Raw genomic sequence first — 22,070 nt, 5'->3', positions numbered from 1 at the left:
GTGGCGGTAGGCATTTTCGATAGCGGATTGGGCGGTTTGACCGTCCTGCAGGCTGCGGAAGAGCGGTTGCCGGAGGTGCCGTTTGTCTATCTCGCCGACAGTGCGCATGCGCCTTACGGGGTGCGCACGGCGGATGACATCTTTGATCTGACCTGTACGGCGGTGACGCGGCTCTTTGATGCGGGCTGTAATCTGGTGATTCTCGCATGCAATACGGCCTCGGCAGCAGCGCTGCGGCGGATGCAGGAGAGCTGGGTGCCGGCGGACAAGCGGGTGCTGGGGGTGTTTGTGCCGCTGATCGAGGCGCTGACCGAGCGGCAGTGGGGCGACAACTCGCCACCACGCGAGGTGGATGTGAAGCATGTGGCGCTCTTTGCGACGCCCGCGACGGTCGCGAGCCGTGCGTTTCAGCGGGAGCTGGCGTTTCGGGCGATTGGCGTCGATGTGGAGGCGCAGGCCTGTGGCGGCGTTGTCGACGCCATCGAGGATGGCGATATGATCCTGGCCGAAGCGCTGGTGCGCAGCCATGTGGAGGCGCTGCAGCGCAAGATGCCGGAACCGGATGCGGCGATCCTCGGGTGCACCCATTACCCGCTGATGCAGGCGAGCTTTCAGGGGGCCTTGGGCGAGGATGTGCGGGTGTTCAGCCAGGCCGCGCTGGTCGCCGACAGCCTTGCCGACTATCTCGAGCGGCACCCGGATATGCGCGGCACCGGTGAGCGCGGGTTTCTGACCACGGGCGATCCGCGGCGGGTGAGCGACCGCGCCACCCAGTTTTTGCGACGACAGATCACCTTTCAATCTGCCTGAGCATTCAACTTCTTTCCAAGACGGAACGACCCATGACCTATTCCATCGCCATTCTCGGCGCCTCCGGCTATACCGGGGCCGAGCTGATCCGGCTGATCGCCGGCCATCCCGATATGACCATCACCGCCCTTGGGGCCAACTCAAAGGCGGGGCAGACCATCGCGCAGGTGTTTCCGCATCTGCGCCATTTGCAGCTGCCGACGCTTCTGCAAATTGATGAGATCGACTTTGCAAACATCGATCTGTGTTTCTGCGCCTTGCCGCATAAGACCAGCCAGGAGGTGATCGCGCGCCTGCCGGGGGATCTGAAGATCGTGGACCTGAGCGCCGATTTCCGGCTGCGCGATCCGGAGGCCTATGCGCAGTGGTATGGCAACCCACATGCCGCTGTGGAGCAGCAGAAAGAGGCGGTCTATGGGCTGACCGAGTTCTATCGTGCCGAGATTGCGCAGGCGCGGCTGGTCGCCGGGACGGGCTGTAATGCGGCGACGGGGCAATTCATGCTGCGCCCGTTGATTGAGGCGGGGGTGATTGACCTTGATGAGATCATTCTCGATCTGAAATGCGCCGTCTCGGGCGCGGGGCGGAGCCTCAAGGAAAACCTGCTGCATGCGGAGCTCTCCGAAGGGTATCACGCTTATGCGGTGGGGGGCACGCATCGGCATCTGGGCGAATTCGATCAGGAATTCAGTGCCTTGGCAGGGCGGGAGGTGAAGGTTCAGTTCACCCCGCACCTGATCCCGGCCAACCGCGGCATCCTGGCGACGGGTTATGTGAAGGGCGAGGCGGAGGCCGTGCACGCCGCGCTGGTTGCGGCCTATGCGGGTGAGCCTTTCATCGAGGTGCTGCCCCTTGGCGAGGCGCCGAGCACGCGGCATGTGCGGGGCTCTAACTTCTGTCACATCGGGGTAGTGGCGGACCGCCTGCCGGGCCGCGCGATTGTGATCGGGGCGCTCGACAACCTGACAAAAGGTAGCAGCGGCCAAGCTTTGCAAAACGCCAACCTGATGTTAAATATTGAGGAGACGACGGGGCTGATGTTGGCCCCGCTTTTCCCATGAGGCCGCATGAAAAGCCTGAAGAAGCAGCGCCGGATTCAAGTCATCGCCGTGGCGGCGGTGGCTCTGGTGCTGTCCACGGCGCTGATCGGCTATGCGATGCGCGACGGGATCAATTTCTTCCGCGCGCCGAGCCAGATTCTGGCCGAGCCGCCTGAGCCGACAGAGGTGTTTCGCATCGGCGGACTGGTGGAGGAAGGTTCCATTATACGCGGGCAGGGCGAGACCATTCGGTTCAGTGTGACCGATGGCGGCGCCGTTGTGCCGGTGACCTATACCGGCGTGCTGCCCGATCTTTTCGAGGAAAACCAAGGCATGGTGGGCACGGGACGTTACATTAACGGCGTCTTCGAAGCACATGAAATCCTTGCGAAACATGATGAAACCTACATGCCTGCTGAGGTGGTCGATGCTTTGAAAGAGCAGGGCGTCTACAAACCCACCGACAGCTGACAGCGTACGCTCCCCTCAGGCTGAATTAACCATTCTTTGTCCATTTTTCCGCCGCCACGGCCGGAAAAGGGGACAGGTATGCAGACAGTCAGAGAGATTGCCACGGAGATCGTGGCCCGGGAGGGTGGGTTCGTGAACGACCCGGACGATCCCGGTGGAGCCACAAAATACGGGGTCACCATTCACACCATGCGCGCGCTGGGGATCGACCTCGACCGGGATGGCACGGTGACGATTTCGGATGTGCGGGCTCTGACAAAGGAGCATGCCATTGAAATCTTTGAGAAACATTACTTCGAAAAGCCGCTGATCGCGTTGTTGCCTCAGGTGCTGCACGCGACGGTTTTCGACATGTATGTGAACGCGGGCGGCAATGCGGTGAAGATCCTGCAGCGGCTGCTGCGCGAGATGGGGCACCGTGTGGTGGTCGATGGTGTCTTGGGGCCTCAGACCATAGGTGCTGCGCAGGCGGCCTATCTCGAGGCGCCGGACTTCCTGGCAGATGCCTACGGGATCGCGCGGCGCAACTATTATTTCCGCATTGCCGACCGGCGCAAGGCGAGCCGCAAATACGCGCGCACCCGCGCGGGCGGCAAGGGCGGCTGGATCAAACGCGCGGAGGAGTTCATCTCGCCGCGCTTTCACCTGTCACGTGAGCAGTTTCAGCAGAGGGTCGCAGCATGGGTCTGATATCAGGTATTCTCAACATCATTTTTGGCAATGATCGCAATGTGATCGCTCAAACAGCTGAAGTGTTTCGCGAGAACACGGAGGAGGGCGCAGAGCGGGCGCAGAACCTGCGGCTCGGGGCCATGGCGCAGTTTGCGCAGGAGTTCGAGGTCGCCCGTCAGGGCTGGTTCGACCGCGTGATGGACGGCGTGAACCGGCTGCCGCGCCCGGCGCTGGCGCTGGGGACGCTGGGCCTGTTTCTCGCCGCGATGATCGATCCGGTTTGGTTTGCGGCGCGCATGCAAGGCATTGCGCTGGTGCCCGAACCGCTGTGGTGGCTACTGGGCGTGATCGTGTCGTTCTACTTCGGCGCGCGGCACCAGGTCAAAAGCCAGCAATTCCAGAAGTCGCTGGCGCGCACCATGTCCTTTGCGCCGAAGGTGGTCGATAACATCGCGACATTGGGCGCGTTGCGAGCCACGACGCCCGGTCTCGCAGACGCTGGCCACGACGCGCAATTGTCCACCCTGTCGGTAGTGCCGGACGACAACAGCGCGCTGCAGGAGTGGAAGGCGCAGAAAGCCGCGACAAAGTGAACCGCTGACTGGCGCGTTTGTCATTGGACGCGCCGGAAGCGCCGCTTATACTGCGGTGTATGATCACAGAATTCGGACATTTCGCGCTCATCCTCGCCTTTCTCGTGGCGATTGTTCAGACCGTCGTTCCGCTGATCGGGGCGCACAAACGCTGGCCTGCGTGGATGGCCGTTGCGGAGCCTGCGGCCTCGGCGCAATTCCTGCTGACGGCGTTCTCTTTCGCGGCGCTGATGTACGCGTTCATCATCTCGGATTTCAGCCTGCGGCTGGTCACGCTGAACAGCCATTCCGCCAAACCGATGATCTACAAAATCAGCGGGACCTGGGGGAACCACGAAGGCTCGATGCTGCTCTGGGTGCTGATCGTGACGCTCTTCGGGGCCATGGCCGCGTGGTTTGGGGGCAACCTGCCGCCGACGCTGCGGGCGCGGGTGTTGGCGGTGCAGGCGGCCATCGGGGTGGCCTTCTTCGCCTTCATTCTGTTCACGTCGAACCCGTTTCTGCGCCTCGCGGTGCCGCCGTTTGACGGGCAGGATCTGAACCCGCTGCTGCAGGACCCGGGCCTCGCCTTCCATCCGCCGTTTCTCTATCTCGGGTATGTGGGGCTGAGCATGGCGTTCAGTTTCGCCGTGGCCGCGCTGATCGAAGGGCGCGTGGATGCGGCCTGGGGGCGGTGGGTGCGCCCGTGGACACTGGCGGCCTGGGTCTTCCTGACCATCGGCATCGCACTTGGGTCCTGGTGGGCCTACTATGAGCTCGGTTGGGGCGGTTTCTGGTTCTGGGACCCGGTGGAGAACGCGTCTTTCATGCCGTGGTTGCTGGCCGCAGCGCTGCTGCACTCGGCCATTGTGGTGGAGAAGCGCGAGGCGCTGAAAAGCTGGACGATCCTGCTCGCCATCCTCGCCTTCGGCTTCTCCCTGATCGGAACGTTCATCGTGCGCTCCGGCTTGCTGACCTCGGTTCATGCTTTTGCAAACGATCCCGAACGCGGGGTCTTTATCCTCATGATCATGGGCTTCTTCATGGGCGGCGCGCTCATACTCTTTGCCCTCCGCGCGAGTGCGATGGAGGCCAAGGGCGTCTTTGGTCTGGTGAGCCGCGAAAGCGCGCTGGTCGCCAACAACCTGCTGTTGGCGGTGAGCTGCTTTGTGGTTTTCGTGGGCACCATGTGGCCGCTGGTCGCCGAGATGTTCTTTGACCGCCGTCTCAGCGTTGGCCCGCCCTTCTTCAACATGGCGTTCTCCCCCTTCATGCTGGTGCTGGGGCTGATCCTGCCCATCGGCTCGGCGATGCCTTGGAAACGGGCGCGGCTGGTCCGGGCGATGCGCCCGCTGCGCTATGTCTTCGTGCTGGCCGTCGCCATTGGCGGGCTGGCCTATGCGATGCAGACCGGGCGCAGCCTGCTGGGGCCGATTGGTCTCTTCCTCGCGGCCTGGGTCATCATGGGCACGCTGGTCGATTTTGCGCAGCGCACAGGCCGCGGGTCCGGGCGATTGGGGCGGCTGATGCGCCTGCCACGCGCGGATTGGGGCAAGATGGTCGCGCATGCGGGGCTGGGTGTCACGATCATGGGCGTCTGCGGTCTGATGGCCTGGCAGCAGGAGGACATCCGTGTTGCGCAATTCGGCGAGCCCTATGAGGTCGGGGGCTATACCATCACGCTCGACGATGTGGCGAACAAGGAAGGCCCGAATTTCATCTCGACCATGGGTTACATCACCCTGGCGCAGAACGGGCGCGAGATCGCGCAGCTGCGGCCCGAAAAACGTGTCTATCCGGTGGCGCAGATGCCGACGACCGAAGCCGCCATCGACTATGACCTGGCCCGCGACGTCTATGTGGTCATCGGTGATCGGCAGGCCAACGGGGGTTGGGCCGTGCGGACCTACATCAAGCCCTTCACCAACTGGATCTGGATCGGCTCGGGGCTGATGGCGCTCGGCGGGTTTTTGAGCCTGTCGGATCGGCGCTTCCGCGTGGCAGCCGGGGCGCGCAAGACGCCGCACCAGGCGGTGCCGGCGGAATGAGACGGCTGGCGCTTGCCCTGCTGTTTCTGGCCAGCCCGCTCTGGGCGCTGGACCCGTCCGAGATGCTGGATGATCCGGAACTGGAGGCGCGGGCGCGGGCGCTCGATCACGATTTGCGCTGCGTGGTGTGCCAGTCGGAATCCGTGGCCTCCTCGAATGCCAACTGGGCTCAGGATGCCCGCCGCACCGTGCGCGAGCTGGTGGCAGGCGGGGCCAGCGACGAGGCGGTGATGGACTTCTTCGTCGCGCGCTATGGTGAATTCGTGCTGATGTCGCCGCGTGCCAGTGGGTCCACCTGGCTGCTCTGGGCGGCGGGGCCTGCGATGCTTCTGCTGGCCATGGGGCTGGGCTATGGCTATCTGCGCGGTCGGTCGCGCTCGACAGCCCCGCAGGAAGCAGCGCTGTCAGATGCCGAACAGGCGCGGCTCAACGAAATCCTGAAAGACTGACGCCGAGTTTCCCTTTTCTGAACCGGTCAGTTTGATATGACGGGGTCAGCCTCGCGGAAAAGGACGCCTCATGGAATATCACACGCTCACGTTCACGCTACATGACGGCGTGGCCACCATCACCCTGAACCGGCCCGAGAAGATGAATGCGCTCAGCACGCAGATGCGCGCCGAGATCGCCTATGCGGTCTCGGAGGCGGGCAAGACGGCGCGCGTTGTGGTGATCACCGGGGCGGGCAAGGCGTTCTGCTCTGGTCAGGACCTTGGCGACCGGGTCAGTGCCGCGAACCTCGATCTGGAGCGCACGCTGCGCGATGAGTACCAGCCGATGCTGCATGCCATCGTCGAATGCCCGGTGCCGACAATTGCGGCGGTGAATGGCCCGGCGGCGGGGGCGGGGGCCAACCTAGCGCTGGCCGCGGATGTGGTGATCGCAGCAGAGAGCGCCTATTTCCTGCAGGCCTTTGCGCGCATTGGGCTCATTCCGGATGCGGGGGGCACCTATGTGCTGCCACGCACCATGGGCACGGCCAAGGCGATGGGGGCGGCACTCTTTGCCGACAAGATCACCGCGCGGCAGGCGGATGACTGGGGCATGATCTGGGAAGCGGTGCCGGATGCGGATTTCGAGGCGCAGTGGCAGGCGCGGGCGGCACATCTCGCGCAAGGCCCGACGGCGGCCTATGGGGCGATCAAGAAGGTGATCCGGGGCAGCTGGGACAATTCGATGGAAGAGCAGCTGACGCTGGAGGCCAAGCAGCAAGGGCAGTGTGGCAAGTCGCGCGATTTCAAGGAAGGCGTGCTGGCCTTCACCGAGAAGCGGCCCGCGCAGTTCGAGGGCCGCTGAGCCTCAACGGCGCGCAGGGACGCAGCGCTCGACCAGCAGCACGTCGTTCTCGGTGAGCTGCGGGCCGTCGGCGCAGGCCACGATGGCCACGGCCACCCCATCCGCATGCACGGTCTGCACAACACTGGAGATATCGGTCACGGTGATCTTGGGCGGGGCATCGCCCCGGTCATAGACGACGGCGATGGTGTCCTCGTCCTCGCAGACATCGGGGATCAGCGCGCCTTCGGGGCCGGTGCAGGCCATCGGGGTCACGGGCAGGCGCGCGGCCAGCGTGGCGCCGTTGTCCAAAGAACCGCTCATCTGACGTGGCATCCGCGCCCCTTGCGTCTGGTGATCCGGCGCGGTCGGCACAGCGCATCTGTGCCCATCCCCGGCTGATCTGGTCAAAACCATGCAGGTCCAGGCCGGAGTGCGGCCCGGCGACCTGCACCGTGGTCCTTAGCTAAGGTGTGGTGGGGAACGCGGTCAAGAAATGCGCCGCATTATGCAAGGGCGCGAAACAATGACACATTTCGAACACATTTCGCCGGGTCGATTGGCGACAGTACCGCGGTAAATCTCAGCCCTTTCAGGGTCATGCGCAGATAACCTGCGCGGCATAGGGGCGGCGATTCGCACCTGGAGCTGCGCCCCGGAAGGCGCAGCGCTGCCGTGGGCTCAGCGGTTTTCGATGTCCACATAGTCGCGCGCCGTATCGCCGAGGTAGAGCTGGCGCGGGCGACCGATCTTGTTCTGCGGATCGGCGATCATCTCTTTCCACTGCGAAATCCAGCCCACCGTGCGGCTGAGCGCGAAGATCGGCGTGAACATCGAGGTGGGGAAGCCCATCGCCTCGAGGATGATGCCCGAGTAGAAATCCACATTCGGGAACAGTTTCTTTTCCGCGAAGTACGGATCTTCCAGCGCCTGTTTCTCCAGCTCCATCGCGACCTGCAACAGCGGGTTGTCCTCGACACCCAGAAGGTCGAGCACCTCGTCGGCGGATTGTTTCATCACCGTCGCGCGCGGGTCGAAGTTCTTGTAGACACGATGGCCGAAGCCCATCAGGCGGTAGCTGTCGTTCTTGTCCTTGGCGCGCGCGATGAACTCGGGGATGCGGTCAACAGTGCCGATTTCCTTGAGCATCTCCAGACAGGCCTGGTTGGCGCCGCCATGTGCGGGGCCCCAGAGGCAGGCGATGCCCGCGGCAATACAGGCGAAGGGGTTTGCCCCGGAGGACGAGGCGAGCCGCACCGTCGAGGTGGAAGCGTTTTGCTCGTGGTCCGCATGCAGCGTGAAAATGCGATCCATCGCGCGGGAGAGGATCGGGTTGACCTCATATTCCTCCGCCGGGACCGAGAAACACATGCGCAGGAAGTTCGACGCATAGTCGAGGTCATTCCGTGGATACACGAAGGGCTGGCCGATAGAGTATTTATAGGCCCAGGCGGCGATAGTGGGCATCTTGGCGATCAGCCGATGGCTCGCGATCTCGCGCTGGCGCTCGTCGGTGATGTCAGTGCTGTCGTGATAGAAGGCCGACATCGCCCCCACGACACCGACCATGATCGCCATCGGGTGCGCATCCCGCCGGAACCCGCGGAAGAAGTTGACCATCTGCTCATGCAGCATGGTGTGATGGGTGATGTTCAGCTCGAATTTCTCGAGCTGCGCGGCGGAGGGCAGCTCGCCGTAAAGCAGCAGGTAGCAGACCTCGAGGTAATGCGACATGCTCGCCAGCTGATCGATGGGATAGCCCCGATGCAGCAGCTCGCCCTTGTCGCCATCGATGAAGGTGATGGTGCTGTCGCAGCTCGCGGTCGAGGTGAAGCCTGGATCATAGGTGAAGACCCCGGCCTGCCCATAGAGTTTGCGGATGTCGACCACGTCCGGCCCCGCGGTAGGGGAGAAGATCGGCAACTCGTATTCGTTCCCGTCAATGCTCAGCGTTGCGGATTTTGTGCTTTCAGCCATCAGAGGTCCTTCCTGTCTTGCTTGCGGGCGCACCCGCCGTCCGGCGCTTGACGCAAGGCGCGTCAGACCGATGGTTTGCGCGTGGGATCACCCCGCGTCCTCAGCTGCATCTGTCAATCGGGCGAGGGTTTCGTCTTGGCCCAGAACCAGCATCATGTCGAATACCGAAGGTGTGACCGCCCGCCCAGCGAGCGCAGCCCGCAGCGGGCCAGCCAGTTTCCCGAACTTGGTCTCCTTGCTTTCCGCGAAACCGTTCAGGAGGCCCTCCAGATGTTCTCTGCTCCAGCTATCAGTTTGCAGCTGCGGCGTCAATTCTCCCAGTATACCACGGGATACCGAATCGAGCGCTTTCGCCGCCTTCTCATCCGGCTGTATCGGGCGGGAGGTTAACGCAAAGTGAGCCTTTTCAATAAGTTCCGGCAGGGTCTTCGCGCGCTCTTTGACATGAGGCATCGCGGCAGCGAGCCGTGTTTGTTGCGCCTCTGTCAGCGCTGGACTCCCTGCGGCCGCCAGATATTCGGTGATTTCCTGCTGCAGCGCGGCATCATTTGACTGCGCGATATGCCGGCCGGAGAGATTCTCCAGCTTCTTGAGATCGAACCGCGCCGGGCTCTTGCCGATGCCGCTGAGATCAAACCACTCCCGCGCCTGCGCATCGGTAAAGAATTCGTCATCCCCGTGGCTCCAACCCAGCCGCGCGAGGTAGTTGCGCATGCCGGCTGCCGGATAGCCCATCACCTGGTATTCCTGCGCGCCAAGCGCCCCGTGCCGTTTGCTGAGCTTCTTGCCATCGGGTCCGTGGATCAGCGGGATATGCGCCCAGACCGGCACCTCCCAGCCCATCGCCTCGTAAATCATCATCTGACGCGCGGCGTTGTTGAGGTGGTCGTCCCCCCGGATCACATGGGTCACGCCCATATCGTGGTCATCGACAACAACCGCCAGCATGTAGACGGGCGTGCCATCGGAACGTAACAGAACCATGTCATCGAGCTGGTCGTTGCGGATGGTCACATCGCCCTGCACCTGGTCGCGGATGACCGTTTCGCCCGATTGCGGCGCCTTGATGCGGATCACGTAGGGCGCATCGGGGTGGGTGCTCGGGTCCGCATCGCGCCAGGGCGAGCGGTAGAGCGTGCTTTGGCCCGCGGCGCGCGCCTCTTCCCGGAAAGCGGTGATTTCTTCCTGTGTAGCAAAGCATTTATACGCCTTGCCCGCGGCCAAAAGCTGCTGCGCGACGGCGGCGTGCCGCGGGGCGTTTTCGAACTGGCTCACGATCTCGCCGTCATGGTCGAGGCCCAGCCAGGCCATGCCATGCAGGATCGCCTCCGTTGCCTCCGGCGTCGAGCGCGCGCGGTCCGTGTCCTCGATGCGGAGGAGAAACTTGCCGCCGCGCCCCCGCGCGTAGAGCCAGTTGAAGAGCGCTGTACGTGCCCCGCCGATATGCAGAAAGCCCGTGGGCGAGGGGGCAAAACGGGTGACGACGGGAGCAGACATGGGTGCGTTTACCTTTCCGTAACCATGAGAGGCCTAGACCTAGAGGGCCTGTCTATCCAGTGCGGGGAACGGGGGCAAGGAGGTGCCAGGTGAGACGCATGCGCTCCATTCTGTTGGAGCAGCGCGGGTCGCTCTTTGAATGGGTGCCGGTGTGCATGGCAGTGGGCATCGGTCTCTATTTCCTTTTGCGGTTCGAACCGTCGATGACACAGCTCTGGGCCGTGGCGGGGGGCGCCATCGGTCTGCTATTCTGTGTGCGCTGGCTGGGGGAGGCGTTTCGCCCGCTGATCATCGGTGTGGTCATTGTCGCCTCTGGCTTCCTTCTGGCAGCGCACCGTGCCCACGACGTGGCGAGCCCGGTGATGAGCTGGCGCTACTACGGGCCTGTCGAGGGCCGCGTGGTGAACCTTGATCGCAGCAGCTCGGACGCGCTGCGCGTGACGCTTGATCAGGTGGTGCTCGACCGCGTGCCGCCGCATCGGACGCCCGAGCGGGTGCGCATTTCGCTGCATGGTGATCAGAGCCTCGGGGTGGCACCCGCGCCGGGGCTGCGGGTGATGACCACGGCGCATATCTCGCCGCCTGGTGGGCCGGTTGAACCTGGAGGCTTCGACTTCCAGCGCCACGCCTGGTTTGGGCAGTTGGGCGGTGTGGGCTATTCCCGGGTCCCGATGCTGGCCATTGCACCGGCCGCGGAGGATCAGTGGGAGCTGGCTGTGTTCCGGATCCGCATGGCCATCGGCGCGCGGATGCTCGAGATCCTGCCCGGCGATGTGGGCGGCTTTGCGGTGGCCGTGACCACGGGCGCGCGCTCGGCGATCAGCCAGGAGGCACTGGACGATCTGCGCGCCAGCAATCTGGCGCATCTTCTGGCCATCTCGGGGCTGCATATGGGCCTGCTGACCGGGTTTGTCTTTGCGCTCTTGCGCGTGATCATCGCGCTGATCCCGCCGCTGGCGCTGCGCGTGCCGGGGCGCAAGCTGGCCGCGGGCGGCGCGCTGGTCGTCGCGGCGGGCTATCTTGCTCTGTCGGGCGGCAATGTGGCGACGGAACGCGCCTTCATCATGGTGGCTGTGGCGCTCTCGGCCGTGATGCTGAACCGCCGGGCGATCTCGCTGCGCGCCGTAGCGATTGCGGCGGTCATCGTGCTGCTGCTGCGGCCCGAAGCGCTGCTGGGGCCGGGGTTCCAGATGTCCTTTGCGGCCACAACCGCGCTGGTCGCCGTCTTCGGATACATGCGTGATCACCGGATCGGCATGGGGCCGAAATGGGCCAAGCCAGTTGTGGCGGTTTTGATCTCCTCGGGTATCGCAGGGCTCGCCACCGCGCCGATTGGCGCCGCCCATTTCAACGCAATTTCGCATTATGGGCTGATCGCCAACCTGACCTCGGTGCCGATGATGGGCACCGTGGTGATCCCCGCGGCGGTGCTTGCGCTGATCCTGGCGCCGCTGGGGCTCGACTGGATTGGGCTCTGGATTATGGGCGTCGGCCTGCGCTGGATCCTCGAGGTAGGCAGCTTTGTGGCCGGGCTCGATGGCGCGCGATCATTCGTGCATGGGCCGGGCATCGCCGTGCTGCCCATGATCGCGCTGGGGTTTCTGTGGCTCTGCCTCTGGCAGGGGCGTACGCGGCTCGTCGGGGTCTTGCCCGTTCTTGCCGCCTTCTGGCTATGGGTCACGGCGGACCGGCCCGTAGGGCTCATCGCGGAGAACGGCACGCTTGTGGGGGTCATGACCGCCGAAGGCCGCGCGCTCAGCAAGGAGCGCGGGGCGGGGTTCATCGCACGGAACTGGCTCGAGAACGACGGCGAGGCGACGGATCAGCCCACCGCGGCGGCGCGGTGGCCAGAGACCCGCAGCGCGGTTCTGCCGGGGGGTGTGCAGCTCACGCATCTGGCTGGCAAGAAGGCGGTGTCCTCCTTTGACGGCTGTCGTGCGGGGCAGATCATCGTGGCGAACCAGCCGCTGCCGCCGGTTGTCGCCGAATGCATTCTGCTCGATCCCGACCGGCTGGAGAGCATGGGGGCGGTGGCGATCCACGAGCGCAAAGGGGCTGTGCATCTGGTCTCGACCCGCGACCGGACGGGCGACCGGCTGTGGACGCCGTGGTACCGCCGCGCGCAGCGTCAGTAGGTACGGATCAGCCCGACCAGCTTGCCCTGCACCTTGACCTGGTCTTCGTTGAAAATCCGCGTTTCATAGGCGGGGTTGGCCGCTTCCAGCGCAATCGCACTGCCCTTGCGAATATAGCGTTTCAACGTCGCCTCATGGTCTTCCACCAGCGCCACGACGATGTCGCCATTGTCGGCCACGCTGGTCTCGCGGATCACGACCACATCGCCGTCATTGATGCCAGCGTCGATCATCGAGTCGCCGCGGACCTCCAAGGCATAGTGCTCGCCCGAGCCCGAGAGCATCTGCCCCGGCACCGCGACACTGTGGGATTTCTGGTTGATCGCCTCGATCGGGACACCGGCGGCGATCCGGCCCATGACGGGCAGTTCGGTTGCGAAGGCAGTGCTGATCGGCTGCGCATTGGCGGGCATCGGCGCGTCGGGCTTGTCGCCTTCGATCACGCGCGGGGAAAAGCCGCCCGTTGGCTCGCCACCGAGGCTCTCGGGCAGCTTCACGATCTCAATCGCGCGGGCCCGATGGGCGAGGCGGCGGATGAAGCCGCGCTCTTCCAATGCCGTGATCAGGCGGTGAATACCGGATTTCGACCGCAGGTCCAGCGCCTCTTTCATTTCGTCGAAACTGGGCGGCACGCCGTCCCGCTGCATGCGCTTGTGAATGAACTCGAGCAAATCCAACTGCTTCTTGGTGAGCATCTTTTGGTCCTCCGACGCCTGAATTTGCCTTTGTTCTAGTGATGTTCCCGTTTTGTGTCAACGGTTTCAGAGCGGCAGGTAGTTCACCTCGGCACCGACCTCCTGCGCGGGGTCGTGCGGCGGGCGGACCAGCAGCGCGTTGGCCCGCGACAGGACGCTGAGCAGCGAGCTGTCCTGGCTGTCGAAGGCGCGCAGGCCATCGTCGGCCAGAACGGCGCGCATATAGTGCTCGCGCGGGCCGTTGGGCGGCAAGGGCGCCGCGAGCGTCGCCTGCTTGGGCTGTGCGGGTGCCGCGCCCAGGCCCAGCAGCGCGCGTACAACAGGCACAACGAAGATCGTGCCACAGACCATGGCCGAGACCGGATTGCCGGGCAGGCCGATCATCGCCGCGGCACCAAGCCGCCCCGCCATCAGGGGTTTGCCGGGGCGCATGGCGACCTTATAGAAGGATTGCTCCATCCCAAGCTCAGCCGCCACGGGGGCCACCAGATCATGATCCCCCACCGAGGCGCCGCCGATGGTCAGGATGAGATCGGCCCCGGCTGCCAGGCCAAAGGCCGTTGTCAACGAGGCTTCGGTGTCGCGCGCGATGGGGATCATGCGGACCTCGGCGCCCTCGGCTTCGAGCATCGCGGCGAGGCCAAAGGTGTTCGAGGCAATGATCTGATCGGGTCCGGGAGTTTCGCCCGGCATCACCAACTCATCCCCGGTGGCCATGACGGCCACAACGGGGCGGCGGGTCACCGGCACCTCGGCAATGTTCATTGCGGCAAGCAGGGCGATATCGGTCGGACCCAACCGGCGGGGCGCGCGCATGACGTCGCCCGCTTTGAAATCACCGCCAGCGGGGCGGATATTGTCCTTGCCGTCCATGTCGCGGTTCAGCGTGATCAGATCGCCGCGCCGCGTGACGTCTTCCTGGATCACCACGAAATCGAGCGCGTCGGGGACCGGCGCGCCGGTGAAGATGCGCACGCATTGGCCCGGGCCGACCGAGCCGGTAAACGCGTGACCTGCCGCCGCTTCGCCCACGAGTTTGAACATCGCGTCGGGTTCCACCTCGGTGCGGCGGAGCGCATAGCCATCCATGGAGGAGGCATCAAAGGGCGGTTGCGTGCGCGTGGCGGTCACATCGCGGGCCAGAACCCGGCCTGCTGCGGCGCGCAGCGGCACGGTTTCCGTCTCGAGCGGCGTGACCAGCGCAAAAAGATGCTCCAGCGCCTCGGCGACCGAGATCATGACGCCTCGAACCTGCCGGACTTGCCGCCGTCCTTCAGAACCACGCGCAAATCAGTGATCTGCATGGATTTGTCGACGGCCTTTGTCATGTCATAGACCGTGAGCGCGGTCACCGAAGCGGCCGTGAGCGCCTCCATCTCGACGCCCGTCTGGCCGGTCGTCTTCACGGTGGCTTCGATGTGATAGCCGGGCAGCTTGGCGTCTGCCTCAAAGTCCACCGCCACCTTGGTGATCGGCAAGGGGTGACAGAGCGGGATCAGGTCAGAGGTGCGTTTCGCAGCCATGATCCCGGCAAGCCGCGCGACACCGAGCACATCGCCCTTCTTGGCGTGGCCTTTCGAGATGATCTCGAAGGTCTCGGGCTGCATCGCGATCTGGCAGCGGGCCACCGCGATCCGGTCGGTGACCGCCTTGGCGCCCACATCGACCATATGCGCATCGCCCTTGGCGTCGAAATGCGTGAGCTTGCCGGACATCTCACATGCCCCCGGCGGTCATCGGATTGGCGAGCAGCTTGCGCGTGGCGCCCTCCACATCCTCCTGCCGCATCAGGCTTTCGCCGATCAGGAAGATGCGCGCGCCATAACGGGCCATGTCGGCGAGATCCTCCGGTGTGCTGAGCCCCGATTCCGCGACGATCAGCCGGTCTTCAGGCACGTCGCGCGACAGCTCGCGGGTGGTGTCGAGCGTGGTCTCAAAGGTTTTGAGGTTGCGATTGTTGATGCCCATGAGGCGGCTCTTGAGATGGCTGGCGCGCGCCAGTTCTTCGGCGTCATGCACTTCGAGCAGCGCGTCCATACCCCATGCCATCGCGGCCTCTTCGAGGTCCTGCGCCTGCTCGTCACTGACCGAGGCCATGATGATCAGGATGCAATCGGCGCCCATCGCGCGCGCTTCGGCCACCTGATAGGTGTCATACATGAAGTCCTTGCGCAGCACCGGCAAATCACAGGCTCGCCGGGCTTCGCCGAGATAGTCCTTGGCGCCCTGGAAGCTGGGCGTGTCTGTCAGAACCGACAAGCAGGTGGCGCCGCCTTCCGCATAGGCTTGCGCCAGCGTGGCGGGGTCGAAGTCCGCGCGTATGAGCCCCTTGGAGGGGCTCGCCTTCTTGATCTCGGCAATCAGCCCGTAGCCTTGGATGCTAGCGTGATGCAACGCCTCGGCAAAGGGGCGGACAGCAGGCGCATCGCGGGCCTCGGCCTCGACATCGGCCAGCGGTTTGGCGGCCTTGTCGGCGGCGATCTCTTCCAGCTTGTAGGCCTTGATCTTGTCGAGAATGGTATCGGTCATGGGGTCTCCGGCGGGTTGGCCCAATTTATGGCGCGGGCGCCGCGGGCCTGCAACCATGCATTGGTGCGGCTGAAGGGGCGGGAGCCGAAAAAGCCGCGCCGGGCCGAGAGCGGCGATGGGTGCGCCGTCTCGATCTTGAGATTGGTCGCGGGATCGACGTTAGCAGCGGTCTTCTGTGCGTGGGCGCCCCAAAGAAGATAGGCGCGCGGCTGATCTGCGAGGTGGTCGAGTACTTGTTGCGTGAGCACCTGCCAGCCGAGGCGGTCGTGGCCCTTGGCGTCGCCGGCGGGCACCGTCAGCACCGTGTTGAGCAAAAGCACGCCCTGATCCGCCCAGAACCCCAGATCGGCGGTCACGGGCGCCGCGCCGATGTCGGCCTGCAGTTCCTTGTAGATGTTGGCCAGCGACCGGGGCAGCGGGCGCACGTCGGCGTCTGCGGAGAACGCGAGGCCATGCGCATGGCCGGGCGTGGGGTAGGGGTCCTGTCCGAGGATGACGACCTTGGCTTCGTCTGGCTGGACGTGTTTCAGTGCCCGGAAAATCTGATGCGCAGGCGGCAGGATTTCGCGCGGATCGGCGGCGAGCTTGGCTTGCAGGGCAGGCCAGTCGGTCTCGAAAAACGGCAGCTGCGCCCAGGCACCGAGAGAGGTCACGCCGCTTGGGTGATTTTGGCAACCGCCTCGATCTTGGCGCGGGCAGCGCCGCTGTCGATGGCCTCTGCCGCCCGGGCGACGCCCTCTTTCAGATCGGTCACCGCATCGGCGACCACAAGCGCCGCTGCGGCGTTGAGCAGCACTGCGTCGCGATAGGCTGAGGGCGCGCCATCCAGCAAGGCCTTGAAATCCTCTGCGTTCTCTTCTGGCGTGCCCCCGACGATGGCCTCGAAGGGATGCACGGGCAGGCCCGCGTCTTCGGGGTGCACCTCGATGTCCGTCACGCTGCCATCGGGGCCAAGCGCGCTGACCCAGGAGGTGCCGGTGATCGTCAGCTCATCGGTTCCGTCCGAGCCATGCACCAGCCAGGCCTTCTCGGACCCCAGCGCGCCCAGCGTCTCGGCCATGGGGCGGATGAGTTCACGCGAAAATGCGCCCGTGAGCTGGCGTTTGACCCCTGCGGGGTTGGTGAGCGGCCCGAGGATATTGAAGATCGTGCGGGTGCCAAGCTCGGCCCGCGTGGGCATCACATGGGCAATCGCCGGATGATGCATGGGCGCCATCATGAAGCCGATGCCCGCCTCCGCCAGCGCCTGTTCGACCACCTTGGGCCCGACCATCACATTGAGGCCCATCTGGGTCAGCGCATCCGCCGCACCGGATTTCGAGCTGAGGTTGCGGTTGCCGTGCTTGGCCACCACCACGCCCGCGCCCGCCACCACAAAGGCGGTGGCGGTCGAGATGTTCAGCGTGCCCTTGCCGTCGCCGCCGGTGCCGACGATGTCCATCGCCCCTTCGGGCGCGCGCACCGCATTGCACTTGGCGCGCATGACGGCGGCGGCGGCGGCATATTCATCGACCGTTTCACCCCGCGTGCGCAGCGCCATGAGCAACCCGCCAATCTGGCTCGGCGTGGCTTCGCCTTCGAAGAGGATGCCGAAGGCGGTCTCGGCCTGTGCCTTGCTCAGCGGACCCTCGGCAGCCGCTCCGATCAGCGGCTTCAGCGCGTCACTCATGCCGAGACCTTCATCTCGTCGAGGAAGTTCTGCAGCAGCGCGTGCCCGTGTTCAGACCGGATGGACTCGGGATGAAACTGCACGCCGTGGATCGGCAACTCGCGGTGCTGCAGCCCCATGATGGTGCCATCCTCAAGCTCGGCGGTGACCTCCAGATCGTCTGACAGGCTGTCGCGGTCGACCACGAGGGAGTGGTATCGGGTGGCTGCGAAGGGCGTCGGAAGGCCCGCAAATACACCCTTTTGGCCATGCGAAATCTGGCCGAGCTTGCCATGCACGATGTCCTGCGCCTGCACGACGGCCCCGCCGAACACCTGCCCTATGGTCTGGTGCCCGAGGCACACGCCCATCAGCGGTGTGCCGGTTTCCGCCGCTGCATGGGTCAGGCTGAGGCAAATTCCTGCCTGATCGGGCGTGCCGGGGCCGGGCGACAGCAGGATGCCTGCGGGCTTCAGCGCCATCGCTTCCTGCACGTTCAGCGCATCGTTGCGGTGCACAACCACGTCCATACCGAGGCTGCCGACATAGTGCAGCAGGTTGTAGGTAAAACTGTCGTAGTTGTCGATGAGCAGTAGCATGTCCAAAACTTTGAATTCAGGGCTGGAGACCGAGGCCCCTAGCGCGGTATAGGTGAGGCTACATGTTCAGGCTTGCGAGCGTGCGTCAAGGGGCGCAAGCTCACGGCAGGCCGATCAGGGTGCGACAGCCGAACCTCCGACGCAGCAGCGGAGCGCGGTGTGAGATGACAAGAGGTGAGCAGAGCGTGGCACGAGGATTTCTGAGGGGAGCACTATGGGGCGGCGCCGTGAGCCTTGGCGCCGTTGCGGTGCTGTCTGTCGTGGCCGAGGCGCCGCAAGCGCCGGATGTCAAAGCCTCCGCCCCGGCGACTGAAACGGCGCCTCAGCCCGCGGTCACCGATGCCACCAAGCCGCGTGGTGACCGGGTCCCGGTGACCGGCCAGGAAGCGCCCAAGGCACCCGCGCCGCAGCCCGATACGCTGGCCGCGGTGGGCGATGATACGCTGCAATCCGCAGCCCAACCGCAGACCGGCGAGGCGTCCGGGCTCACCGATCCGGGGGCAGGGGTCGATAGCAGCGGCGTCGCCGGCGGCGCGCAGGAGACGCCCGCCATCGCGCGTCCGCAAGCGCTGGGGTTGAAGGCGCCGGTTGTCGAGCCGGGCGTGGCCGTCTCGACCGAACCGGCGGCCCCGCTGACCGAGCAACCGGCCGAGGAAAAGCTGGCGCTGACGGAAGACCCGCAACAGCCCGATGCCCCGCTGCCCGAAGACGACAGTGCTGCGCTTGCGCAACCTGCACCGACTGTGCCTGCGACCGAAGCGCCGGAAGGCTCGATCTCGCAGGACCCCGAACAACCGCCATTGCCCGATGTTCCAACCGAAACCCAGGCCTTTGAGACAGAACCGGTGGTGGAGCCCGAGCCTGACCCCACGCCAGAGCCCGAGGCCCCGGCGAATGTGGAGACACCGGCGCCTGCCGACGATGCCGTGGCGCCCCAGATTGCCCAAGGTGGTCCGGGAACAGAACCCGCCGACACCGCCCGCGCGCCTGAGCCCGAGGTGGCCCAACCGCTGCCCGAGACCCTGCCCGAAGAGACAGCGGAGGTGCCGGAGCTTGCCACCGAGGACGTGCTGGCCGGGGTTGGCGCGCCCGTGGGAACGGTCGGGAATCTCGCACCGGATGTGCAGATCAACCGCTTGCCCAGCCTGCGTGACGAGACGCCCGCCGCCCTTGTGCCACAAGAGACACCAGAGGCTGAAGCACCGGAGGAGGCTGCGCCGCTCTCAGACCGCCCGGTGGACCTGTTCGCCGTGCCTGCCGAGAACCCGGAGGGCAAGCCGATGATGGCGATTGTGCTGATGGATCAGGGTGTGGATCTGTCGCGCGGGACAATTGGCCTGCCCGCGCTGCGCAGCTTTCCCTACCCGATCAGTTTCGCGGTCGACAGCGGGTTGCCGGATGCGGCAGAGCGGATGGCGGCCTATCGCGCCGAAGGGTTCGAGGTGCTCGCCATCGTGGATCTGCCGCCGGGCGCGCGCGCGCAGGATGCGGAAACCTCGCTCTCCGTGGCGCTCGAGGCTGTGCCGGAAGCGGTCGGCGTTCTGGAAGGCGTCGGCGAGGGGCTGCAAGGCTCGCGGGATGCGGCGTTGCAGGTGGCAGATATCCTCGCCGATACAGGCCATGGATTTGTGACCCAGAACAAGGGGCTGAACACGGTGCAGAAGCTTGCCGCGCGCTCGGGCGTGCCTTCGGCCGTGGTGTTCCGCGATTTCGACAACGAGGGCCAGTCGCCCAGTGTGATCCGGCGGTTTCTGGATCAGGCGGCCTTTCGCGCCGGGCGCGATGGCACCGTCGTGATGCTGGGGCGCTTGCGTGAAGACACGATCTCGGCGCTGCTTGTCTGGGGGCTGCAGGATCGGGCAGAGCGCGTGGCACTTGTCCCGGTCTCTGCCACGCTGACCACCCAGCCCTAAGCGCGGCGTTCTTCTGGAGAGACAAAACCATCGTACCAGCGCGCGAAGCCATCCGCATCCATCGGATGACCGATGAGAAATCCCTGAATGACGTCACAGCCGAGCGCCTTCACGCGATCGATCTGCGCGCGCGTTTCGACGCCTTCTGCGACAATGCGCATGTCGAGGCTGCGCGACAGGGCGACCAGGGCCGCGACAATGCTCTCGGCGCGGTCATTCGGCATCGGCGCGACCAGCGAGCGGTCGAGCTTGATGCCATCGATCTGCAGTCGCGAGAGATTCGACATCGATGCATAGCCGGTGCCGAAATCATCCAGCACCACCGAGAAGCCCGCTTTTGTCAGCTGCTCCACACTTCGGATCGCGTGATCGTCTTCGCTCTGAATGAGGGTGTTTTCGAGGATTTCAACGGTTAGATCGCCGGGCGACATGCCGCGGGCTAGCACTTCCTGCAGCAATCGGTCAGGCAGGTTCGGATCGCGCAGCGTGGCCGGTGAGGCATTCACGGAAATTGACGGGATCACATAGCCGCGGCTGCGCAGCTCCTCGAGCGCGTCGAGGCCCTTTTCGACCATCATCAGGTCGATCTGACGGATCAGACCGGCCTCTTCCGCCGCCGCGATGAAGGTCGCGGGCGGGATGATGCCGCGCTCGGGGTGGCGCCAGCGTGCGAGCACTTCGCAGCCGTAGAGCGTGTCGCTGTTGGCGCAGACCTGTGGCTGGAAATGCGGCTCGAACTGATCTTCCGTCAGCGCCGTGTCGATCTGCGCAAAGAGGACACGGCGCTTCTCGAACTCCGCCCGCAGATCGCCCGAATAGGCAAAGACCTGGCCGCGCCCGTTGCGCTTGGCCTTGTAGAGCGCGAGGTCTGCCTCGATCAGCAATTGGTCGGGCGTGGCGTTGGCCGAGGTCGCCATGGTGAAGCCCACGCTCGTGCCGATCTCGCAGGTCGTCTCCTCGATCATCATCGGCTGGCTGATGGCCTCGACAAGGCGATGGCCGAGCTGTTCGAGATCCTCGACCGATCTTGGTGACTTCACCACGATCACGAATTCATCTCCACCGATCCGGGCCACCAGGTCATCGGCGCGCGCATGTGTCAGCAGCAACCGCGCGACCTCGACCAGCACATCGTCACCCGCCTTATGCCCGAGACTGTCATTGATCGCCTTGAAGCGGTCGAGATCGAGCTTCATCACGCTCACCGAGACCTCGGCGCCCGACCCATCCTCAAGGCCCGAGAGATAGTCATAAAGCGCGCGGCGGTTCAGCAGCCCCGTGAGCGCGTCATGGTTGGCGGCATGGGCGAGATTGTTGCGCGCGGCAAGCAGGTCGGTGTTGCGCTGCCGCAGCGCGTCGTAGGAGGACGCGAGCTGTTTGCTGCGCCGCTCCAGGCGTTTGATCGTCCGCGTGACCGAGACCTGCGCCGGCAGGAAAATGAACAGCGCCTCCATCATCAGAACCATGACGGCGGCGGTCAGCGCGAGGGTTTCTAGACGGTGCAGCCAGCGGTTCTGCGCATCGGCGCGGACCTCGTGCAGCCGCGCGGCGGTGCTGAGCGCGATCAGAAGGTCCCGCTGCCCCAGCGTGACGAGCTGGTTCTGCATGTTGGCCTTCACCTGCCCGGTGGCCTCGATGGTGTAACGCGCGGTCTCGACGAAACGGCGCGAGAAGTAGTCCAGCGGGAACTCCTCGTCGTCAAAGTAAAGATGCTGCAGGTCGGGGGACAGATCCGTGCGGCTCACCAGCCACTCGTGGGACACTTCAAAGAGCCGGATCGCGGAGACCAACCGCGCGTCGATTTCCGAAGAAGAGCTGCGCTCACTCTCGCGCATCAGGAACAGGATGCGCTGGCTCAGCATCACCTGCCGGGTGCTGATCTGGCTTGCGTCCGCTTCCGCATCGGCGCCATCGATGGCGACGATCGAAAAGTAGTGCGCCGCCGAAATCGTCATGCAGACGATGGCGAGGCCGAGCGCATAGCGTTTCCACAGGGATTGCGGCCGCGTAATGCAGACGAGGCGGATCACGCGACGCTTGAGTTTCCTGATGATCCCGAACAATGCGGTCCCCGCGGTTGTCTCTCTCGCAGGGGCCGATCGACACGACGCGGAAGCGGGGCCGTGCACCCTGCACGCGCGAGAACCCTGTCAGATCGCGGTTTCGATACTGTCAAGAGCCAAGGAAAA

The 22,070-nt window shown here is 64.8% G+C and carries 21 protein-coding genes; 10 read left to right on the top strand and 11 right to left on the bottom strand.

What is annotated here, in order from left to right; all coding sequences use genetic code 11:
- The 8 genes from ACVC7O_RS13075 to ACVC7O_RS13040 all read left to right on the top strand — a co-directional run bounded on the left by ACVC7O_RS13075 (window position 1) and on the right by ACVC7O_RS13040 (window position 6,909).
- Window positions 1-810 carry a glutamate racemase gene (locus ACVC7O_RS13075; RefSeq protein ID WP_458322562.1) on the top strand — a complete coding sequence of 270 codons (810 nt, stop codon included), beginning with the start codon at window positions 1-3 and terminating at the stop codon, window positions 808-810.
- Between the two features lie 32 nt (window positions 811-842).
- On the top strand, window positions 843-1,871 hold the full coding sequence (gene argC / locus ACVC7O_RS13070) for an N-acetyl-gamma-glutamyl-phosphate reductase (protein ID WP_458322561.1): 1,029 nt from the start codon (window positions 843-845) through the stop codon (window positions 1,869-1,871).
- A 6-nt stretch (window positions 1,872-1,877) separates the two neighbouring features.
- Window positions 1,878-2,321 (top strand): cytochrome c maturation protein CcmE, encoded by a 444-nt coding sequence (ccmE, locus tag ACVC7O_RS13065; protein WP_458322560.1) that lies wholly within the window; start codon window positions 1,878-1,880, stop codon window positions 2,319-2,321.
- A gap of 78 nt (window positions 2,322-2,399) precedes the next feature.
- A complete protein-coding gene (locus ACVC7O_RS13060) occupies window positions 2,400-3,011 on the top strand; it encodes a holin-associated N-acetylmuramidase (protein WP_458322559.1) in 612 nt (203 codons plus the stop codon).
- Window positions 3,002-3,586 carry a holin family protein gene (locus ACVC7O_RS13055; protein WP_458322558.1) on the top strand — a complete coding sequence of 195 codons (585 nt, stop codon included), beginning with the start codon at window positions 3,002-3,004 and terminating at the stop codon, window positions 3,584-3,586. Before ACVC7O_RS13060 ends, ACVC7O_RS13055 begins: the two co-directional genes overlap by 10 nt.
- Window positions 3,587-3,645: 59 nt before the next feature.
- Window positions 3,646-5,613, top strand: a complete 1,968-nt coding sequence (locus tag ACVC7O_RS13050; RefSeq protein ID WP_458322557.1) for a heme lyase CcmF/NrfE family subunit — start codon at window positions 3,646-3,648, stop codon at window positions 5,611-5,613.
- Window positions 5,610-6,062: a cytochrome c-type biogenesis protein gene (locus tag ACVC7O_RS13045; protein WP_458322556.1), complete on the top strand. Its 453-nt coding sequence runs from the start codon at window positions 5,610-5,612 to the stop codon at window positions 6,060-6,062. The genes ACVC7O_RS13050 and ACVC7O_RS13045 overlap by 4 nt, the downstream gene beginning before the upstream one ends.
- Window positions 6,063-6,132: 70 nt before the next feature.
- Entirely contained in the window at window positions 6,133-6,909 is a 777-nt protein-coding gene (locus ACVC7O_RS13040) for an enoyl-CoA hydratase-related protein (RefSeq protein ID WP_458322555.1), read from the top strand.
- Between the two features lie 3 nt (window positions 6,910-6,912).
- Here ACVC7O_RS13040 and ACVC7O_RS13035 read toward each other — a convergent pair whose 3' ends face one another.
- From ACVC7O_RS13035 to gltX, 3 genes are all read right to left on the bottom strand, one after another.
- The gene (locus ACVC7O_RS13035; protein ID WP_458322554.1) at window positions 6,913-7,212 is read right to left on the bottom strand and encodes a hypothetical protein; all 300 of its coding nucleotides are present in this window, start codon (window positions 7,210-7,212) and stop codon (window positions 6,913-6,915) included.
- A gap of 357 nt (window positions 7,213-7,569) precedes the next feature.
- Window positions 7,570-8,865: a citrate synthase gene (gene gltA, locus ACVC7O_RS13030; RefSeq protein WP_458322553.1), complete on the bottom strand. Its 1,296-nt coding sequence runs from the start codon at window positions 8,863-8,865 to the stop codon at window positions 7,570-7,572.
- 87 nt (window positions 8,866-8,952) lie between these two features.
- On the bottom strand, window positions 8,953-10,362 hold the full coding sequence (gene gltX / locus ACVC7O_RS13025) for a glutamate--tRNA ligase (protein ID WP_458322552.1): 1,410 nt from the start codon (window positions 10,360-10,362) through the stop codon (window positions 8,953-8,955).
- Between the two features lie 98 nt (window positions 10,363-10,460).
- Between gltX and ACVC7O_RS13020 the strand changes: the two genes are divergently transcribed.
- Window positions 10,461-12,497 (top strand): ComEC/Rec2 family competence protein, encoded by a 2,037-nt coding sequence (locus ACVC7O_RS13020; RefSeq protein ID WP_458326090.1) that lies wholly within the window; start codon window positions 10,461-10,463, stop codon window positions 12,495-12,497.
- Here the strand turns inward: ACVC7O_RS13020 and lexA are convergent.
- The 7 genes from lexA to ACVC7O_RS12985 form a co-directional block, all read right to left on the bottom strand.
- Window positions 12,491-13,192: a transcriptional repressor LexA gene (gene lexA / locus ACVC7O_RS13015; RefSeq protein ID WP_458322551.1), complete on the bottom strand. Its 702-nt coding sequence runs from the start codon at window positions 13,190-13,192 to the stop codon at window positions 12,491-12,493. The two genes, ACVC7O_RS13020 and lexA, sit on opposite strands and share 7 nt — an antisense overlap.
- Before the next feature lie 66 nt (window positions 13,193-13,258).
- Entirely contained in the window at window positions 13,259-14,431 is a 1,173-nt protein-coding gene (locus ACVC7O_RS13010; protein ID WP_458322550.1) for a molybdopterin molybdotransferase MoeA, read from the bottom strand.
- On the bottom strand, window positions 14,428-14,907 hold the full coding sequence (gene moaC, locus ACVC7O_RS13005) for a cyclic pyranopterin monophosphate synthase MoaC (protein ID WP_458322549.1): 480 nt from the start codon (window positions 14,905-14,907) through the stop codon (window positions 14,428-14,430). The genes ACVC7O_RS13010 and moaC overlap by 4 nt, the downstream gene beginning before the upstream one ends.
- A gap of 1 nt (window position 14,908) precedes the next feature.
- Window positions 14,909-15,721 (bottom strand): indole-3-glycerol phosphate synthase TrpC, encoded by an 813-nt coding sequence (trpC, locus tag ACVC7O_RS13000; RefSeq protein WP_458322548.1) that lies wholly within the window; start codon window positions 15,719-15,721, stop codon window positions 14,909-14,911.
- Window positions 15,718-16,374, bottom strand: coding sequence for a uracil-DNA glycosylase (locus tag ACVC7O_RS12995; RefSeq protein WP_458322547.1), 657 nt, complete (start codon window positions 16,372-16,374; stop codon window positions 15,718-15,720). The genes trpC and ACVC7O_RS12995 overlap by 4 nt, the downstream gene beginning before the upstream one ends.
- The gene (gene trpD, locus ACVC7O_RS12990) at window positions 16,371-17,390 is read right to left on the bottom strand and encodes an anthranilate phosphoribosyltransferase (RefSeq protein WP_458322546.1); all 1,020 of its coding nucleotides are present in this window, start codon (window positions 17,388-17,390) and stop codon (window positions 16,371-16,373) included. Before trpD ends, ACVC7O_RS12995 begins: the two co-directional genes overlap by 4 nt.
- On the bottom strand, window positions 17,387-17,968 hold the full coding sequence (locus ACVC7O_RS12985; RefSeq protein WP_458322545.1) for an anthranilate synthase component II: 582 nt from the start codon (window positions 17,966-17,968) through the stop codon (window positions 17,387-17,389). The genes trpD and ACVC7O_RS12985 overlap by 4 nt, the downstream gene beginning before the upstream one ends.
- A 227-nt stretch (window positions 17,969-18,195) precedes the next feature.
- On the opposite strand from ACVC7O_RS12985, the gene ACVC7O_RS12980 reads away from it, so the two are divergent.
- Window positions 18,196-19,881, top strand: a complete 1,686-nt coding sequence (locus ACVC7O_RS12980) for a divergent polysaccharide deacetylase family protein (protein WP_458322544.1) — start codon at window positions 18,196-18,198, stop codon at window positions 19,879-19,881.
- Here ACVC7O_RS12980 and ACVC7O_RS12975 read toward each other — a convergent pair.
- Window positions 19,878-21,944: a putative bifunctional diguanylate cyclase/phosphodiesterase gene (locus ACVC7O_RS12975; RefSeq protein ID WP_458322543.1), complete on the bottom strand. Its 2,067-nt coding sequence runs from the start codon at window positions 21,942-21,944 to the stop codon at window positions 19,878-19,880. The two genes, ACVC7O_RS12980 and ACVC7O_RS12975, sit on opposite strands and share 4 nt — an antisense overlap.
- Window positions 21,945-22,070: the final 126 nt, after the last annotated feature.

The organism is Roseobacter cerffii (genome assembly GCF_054226325.1).
The sequence above is the reverse complement of the archived record's forward strand: the minus strand, read 5'-3'. Positions and strand labels throughout refer to the sequence as shown.

Coding starts and splice junctions, on each gene's coding strand:
- argC (WP_458322561.1), top strand. CDS start 843: ATGACCTATTCCATCGCCATTCTCGGCGCCTCCGGCTATACCGGGGCC.
- ccmE (WP_458322560.1), top strand. CDS start 1,878: ATGAAAAGCCTGAAGAAGCAGCGCCGGATTCAAGTCATCGCCGTGGCG.
- ACVC7O_RS13060 (WP_458322559.1), top strand. CDS start 2,400: ATGCAGACAGTCAGAGAGATTGCCACGGAGATCGTGGCCCGGGAGGGT.
- ACVC7O_RS13055 (WP_458322558.1), top strand. CDS start 3,002: ATGGGTCTGATATCAGGTATTCTCAACATCATTTTTGGCAATGATCGC.
- ACVC7O_RS13050 (WP_458322557.1), top strand. CDS start 3,646: ATGATCACAGAATTCGGACATTTCGCGCTCATCCTCGCCTTTCTCGTG.
- ACVC7O_RS13045 (WP_458322556.1), top strand. CDS start 5,610: ATGAGACGGCTGGCGCTTGCCCTGCTGTTTCTGGCCAGCCCGCTCTGG.
- ACVC7O_RS13040 (WP_458322555.1), top strand. CDS start 6,133: ATGGAATATCACACGCTCACGTTCACGCTACATGACGGCGTGGCCACC.
- ACVC7O_RS13035 (WP_458322554.1), bottom strand. CDS start 7,212: ATGAGCGGTTCTTTGGACAACGGCGCCACGCTGGCCGCGCGCCTGCCC.
- gltA (WP_458322553.1), bottom strand. CDS start 8,865: ATGGCTGAAAGCACAAAATCCGCAACGCTGAGCATTGACGGGAACGAA.
- gltX (WP_458322552.1), bottom strand. CDS start 10,362: ATGTCTGCTCCCGTCGTCACCCGTTTTGCCCCCTCGCCCACGGGCTTT.
- ACVC7O_RS13020 (WP_458326090.1), top strand. CDS start 10,461: ATGCGCTCCATTCTGTTGGAGCAGCGCGGGTCGCTCTTTGAATGGGTG.
- lexA (WP_458322551.1), bottom strand. CDS start 13,192: ATGCTCACCAAGAAGCAGTTGGATTTGCTCGAGTTCATTCACAAGCGC.
- ACVC7O_RS13010 (WP_458322550.1), bottom strand. CDS start 14,431: ATGATCTCGGTCGCCGAGGCGCTGGAGCATCTTTTTGCGCTGGTCACG.
- moaC (WP_458322549.1), bottom strand. CDS start 14,907: ATGTCCGGCAAGCTCACGCATTTCGACGCCAAGGGCGATGCGCATATG.
- trpC (WP_458322548.1), bottom strand. CDS start 15,721: ATGACCGATACCATTCTCGACAAGATCAAGGCCTACAAGCTGGAAGAG.
- trpD (WP_458322546.1), bottom strand. CDS start 17,390: ATGAGTGACGCGCTGAAGCCGCTGATCGGAGCGGCTGCCGAGGGTCCG.
- ACVC7O_RS12985 (WP_458322545.1), bottom strand. CDS start 17,968: ATGCTACTGCTCATCGACAACTACGACAGTTTTACCTACAACCTGCTG.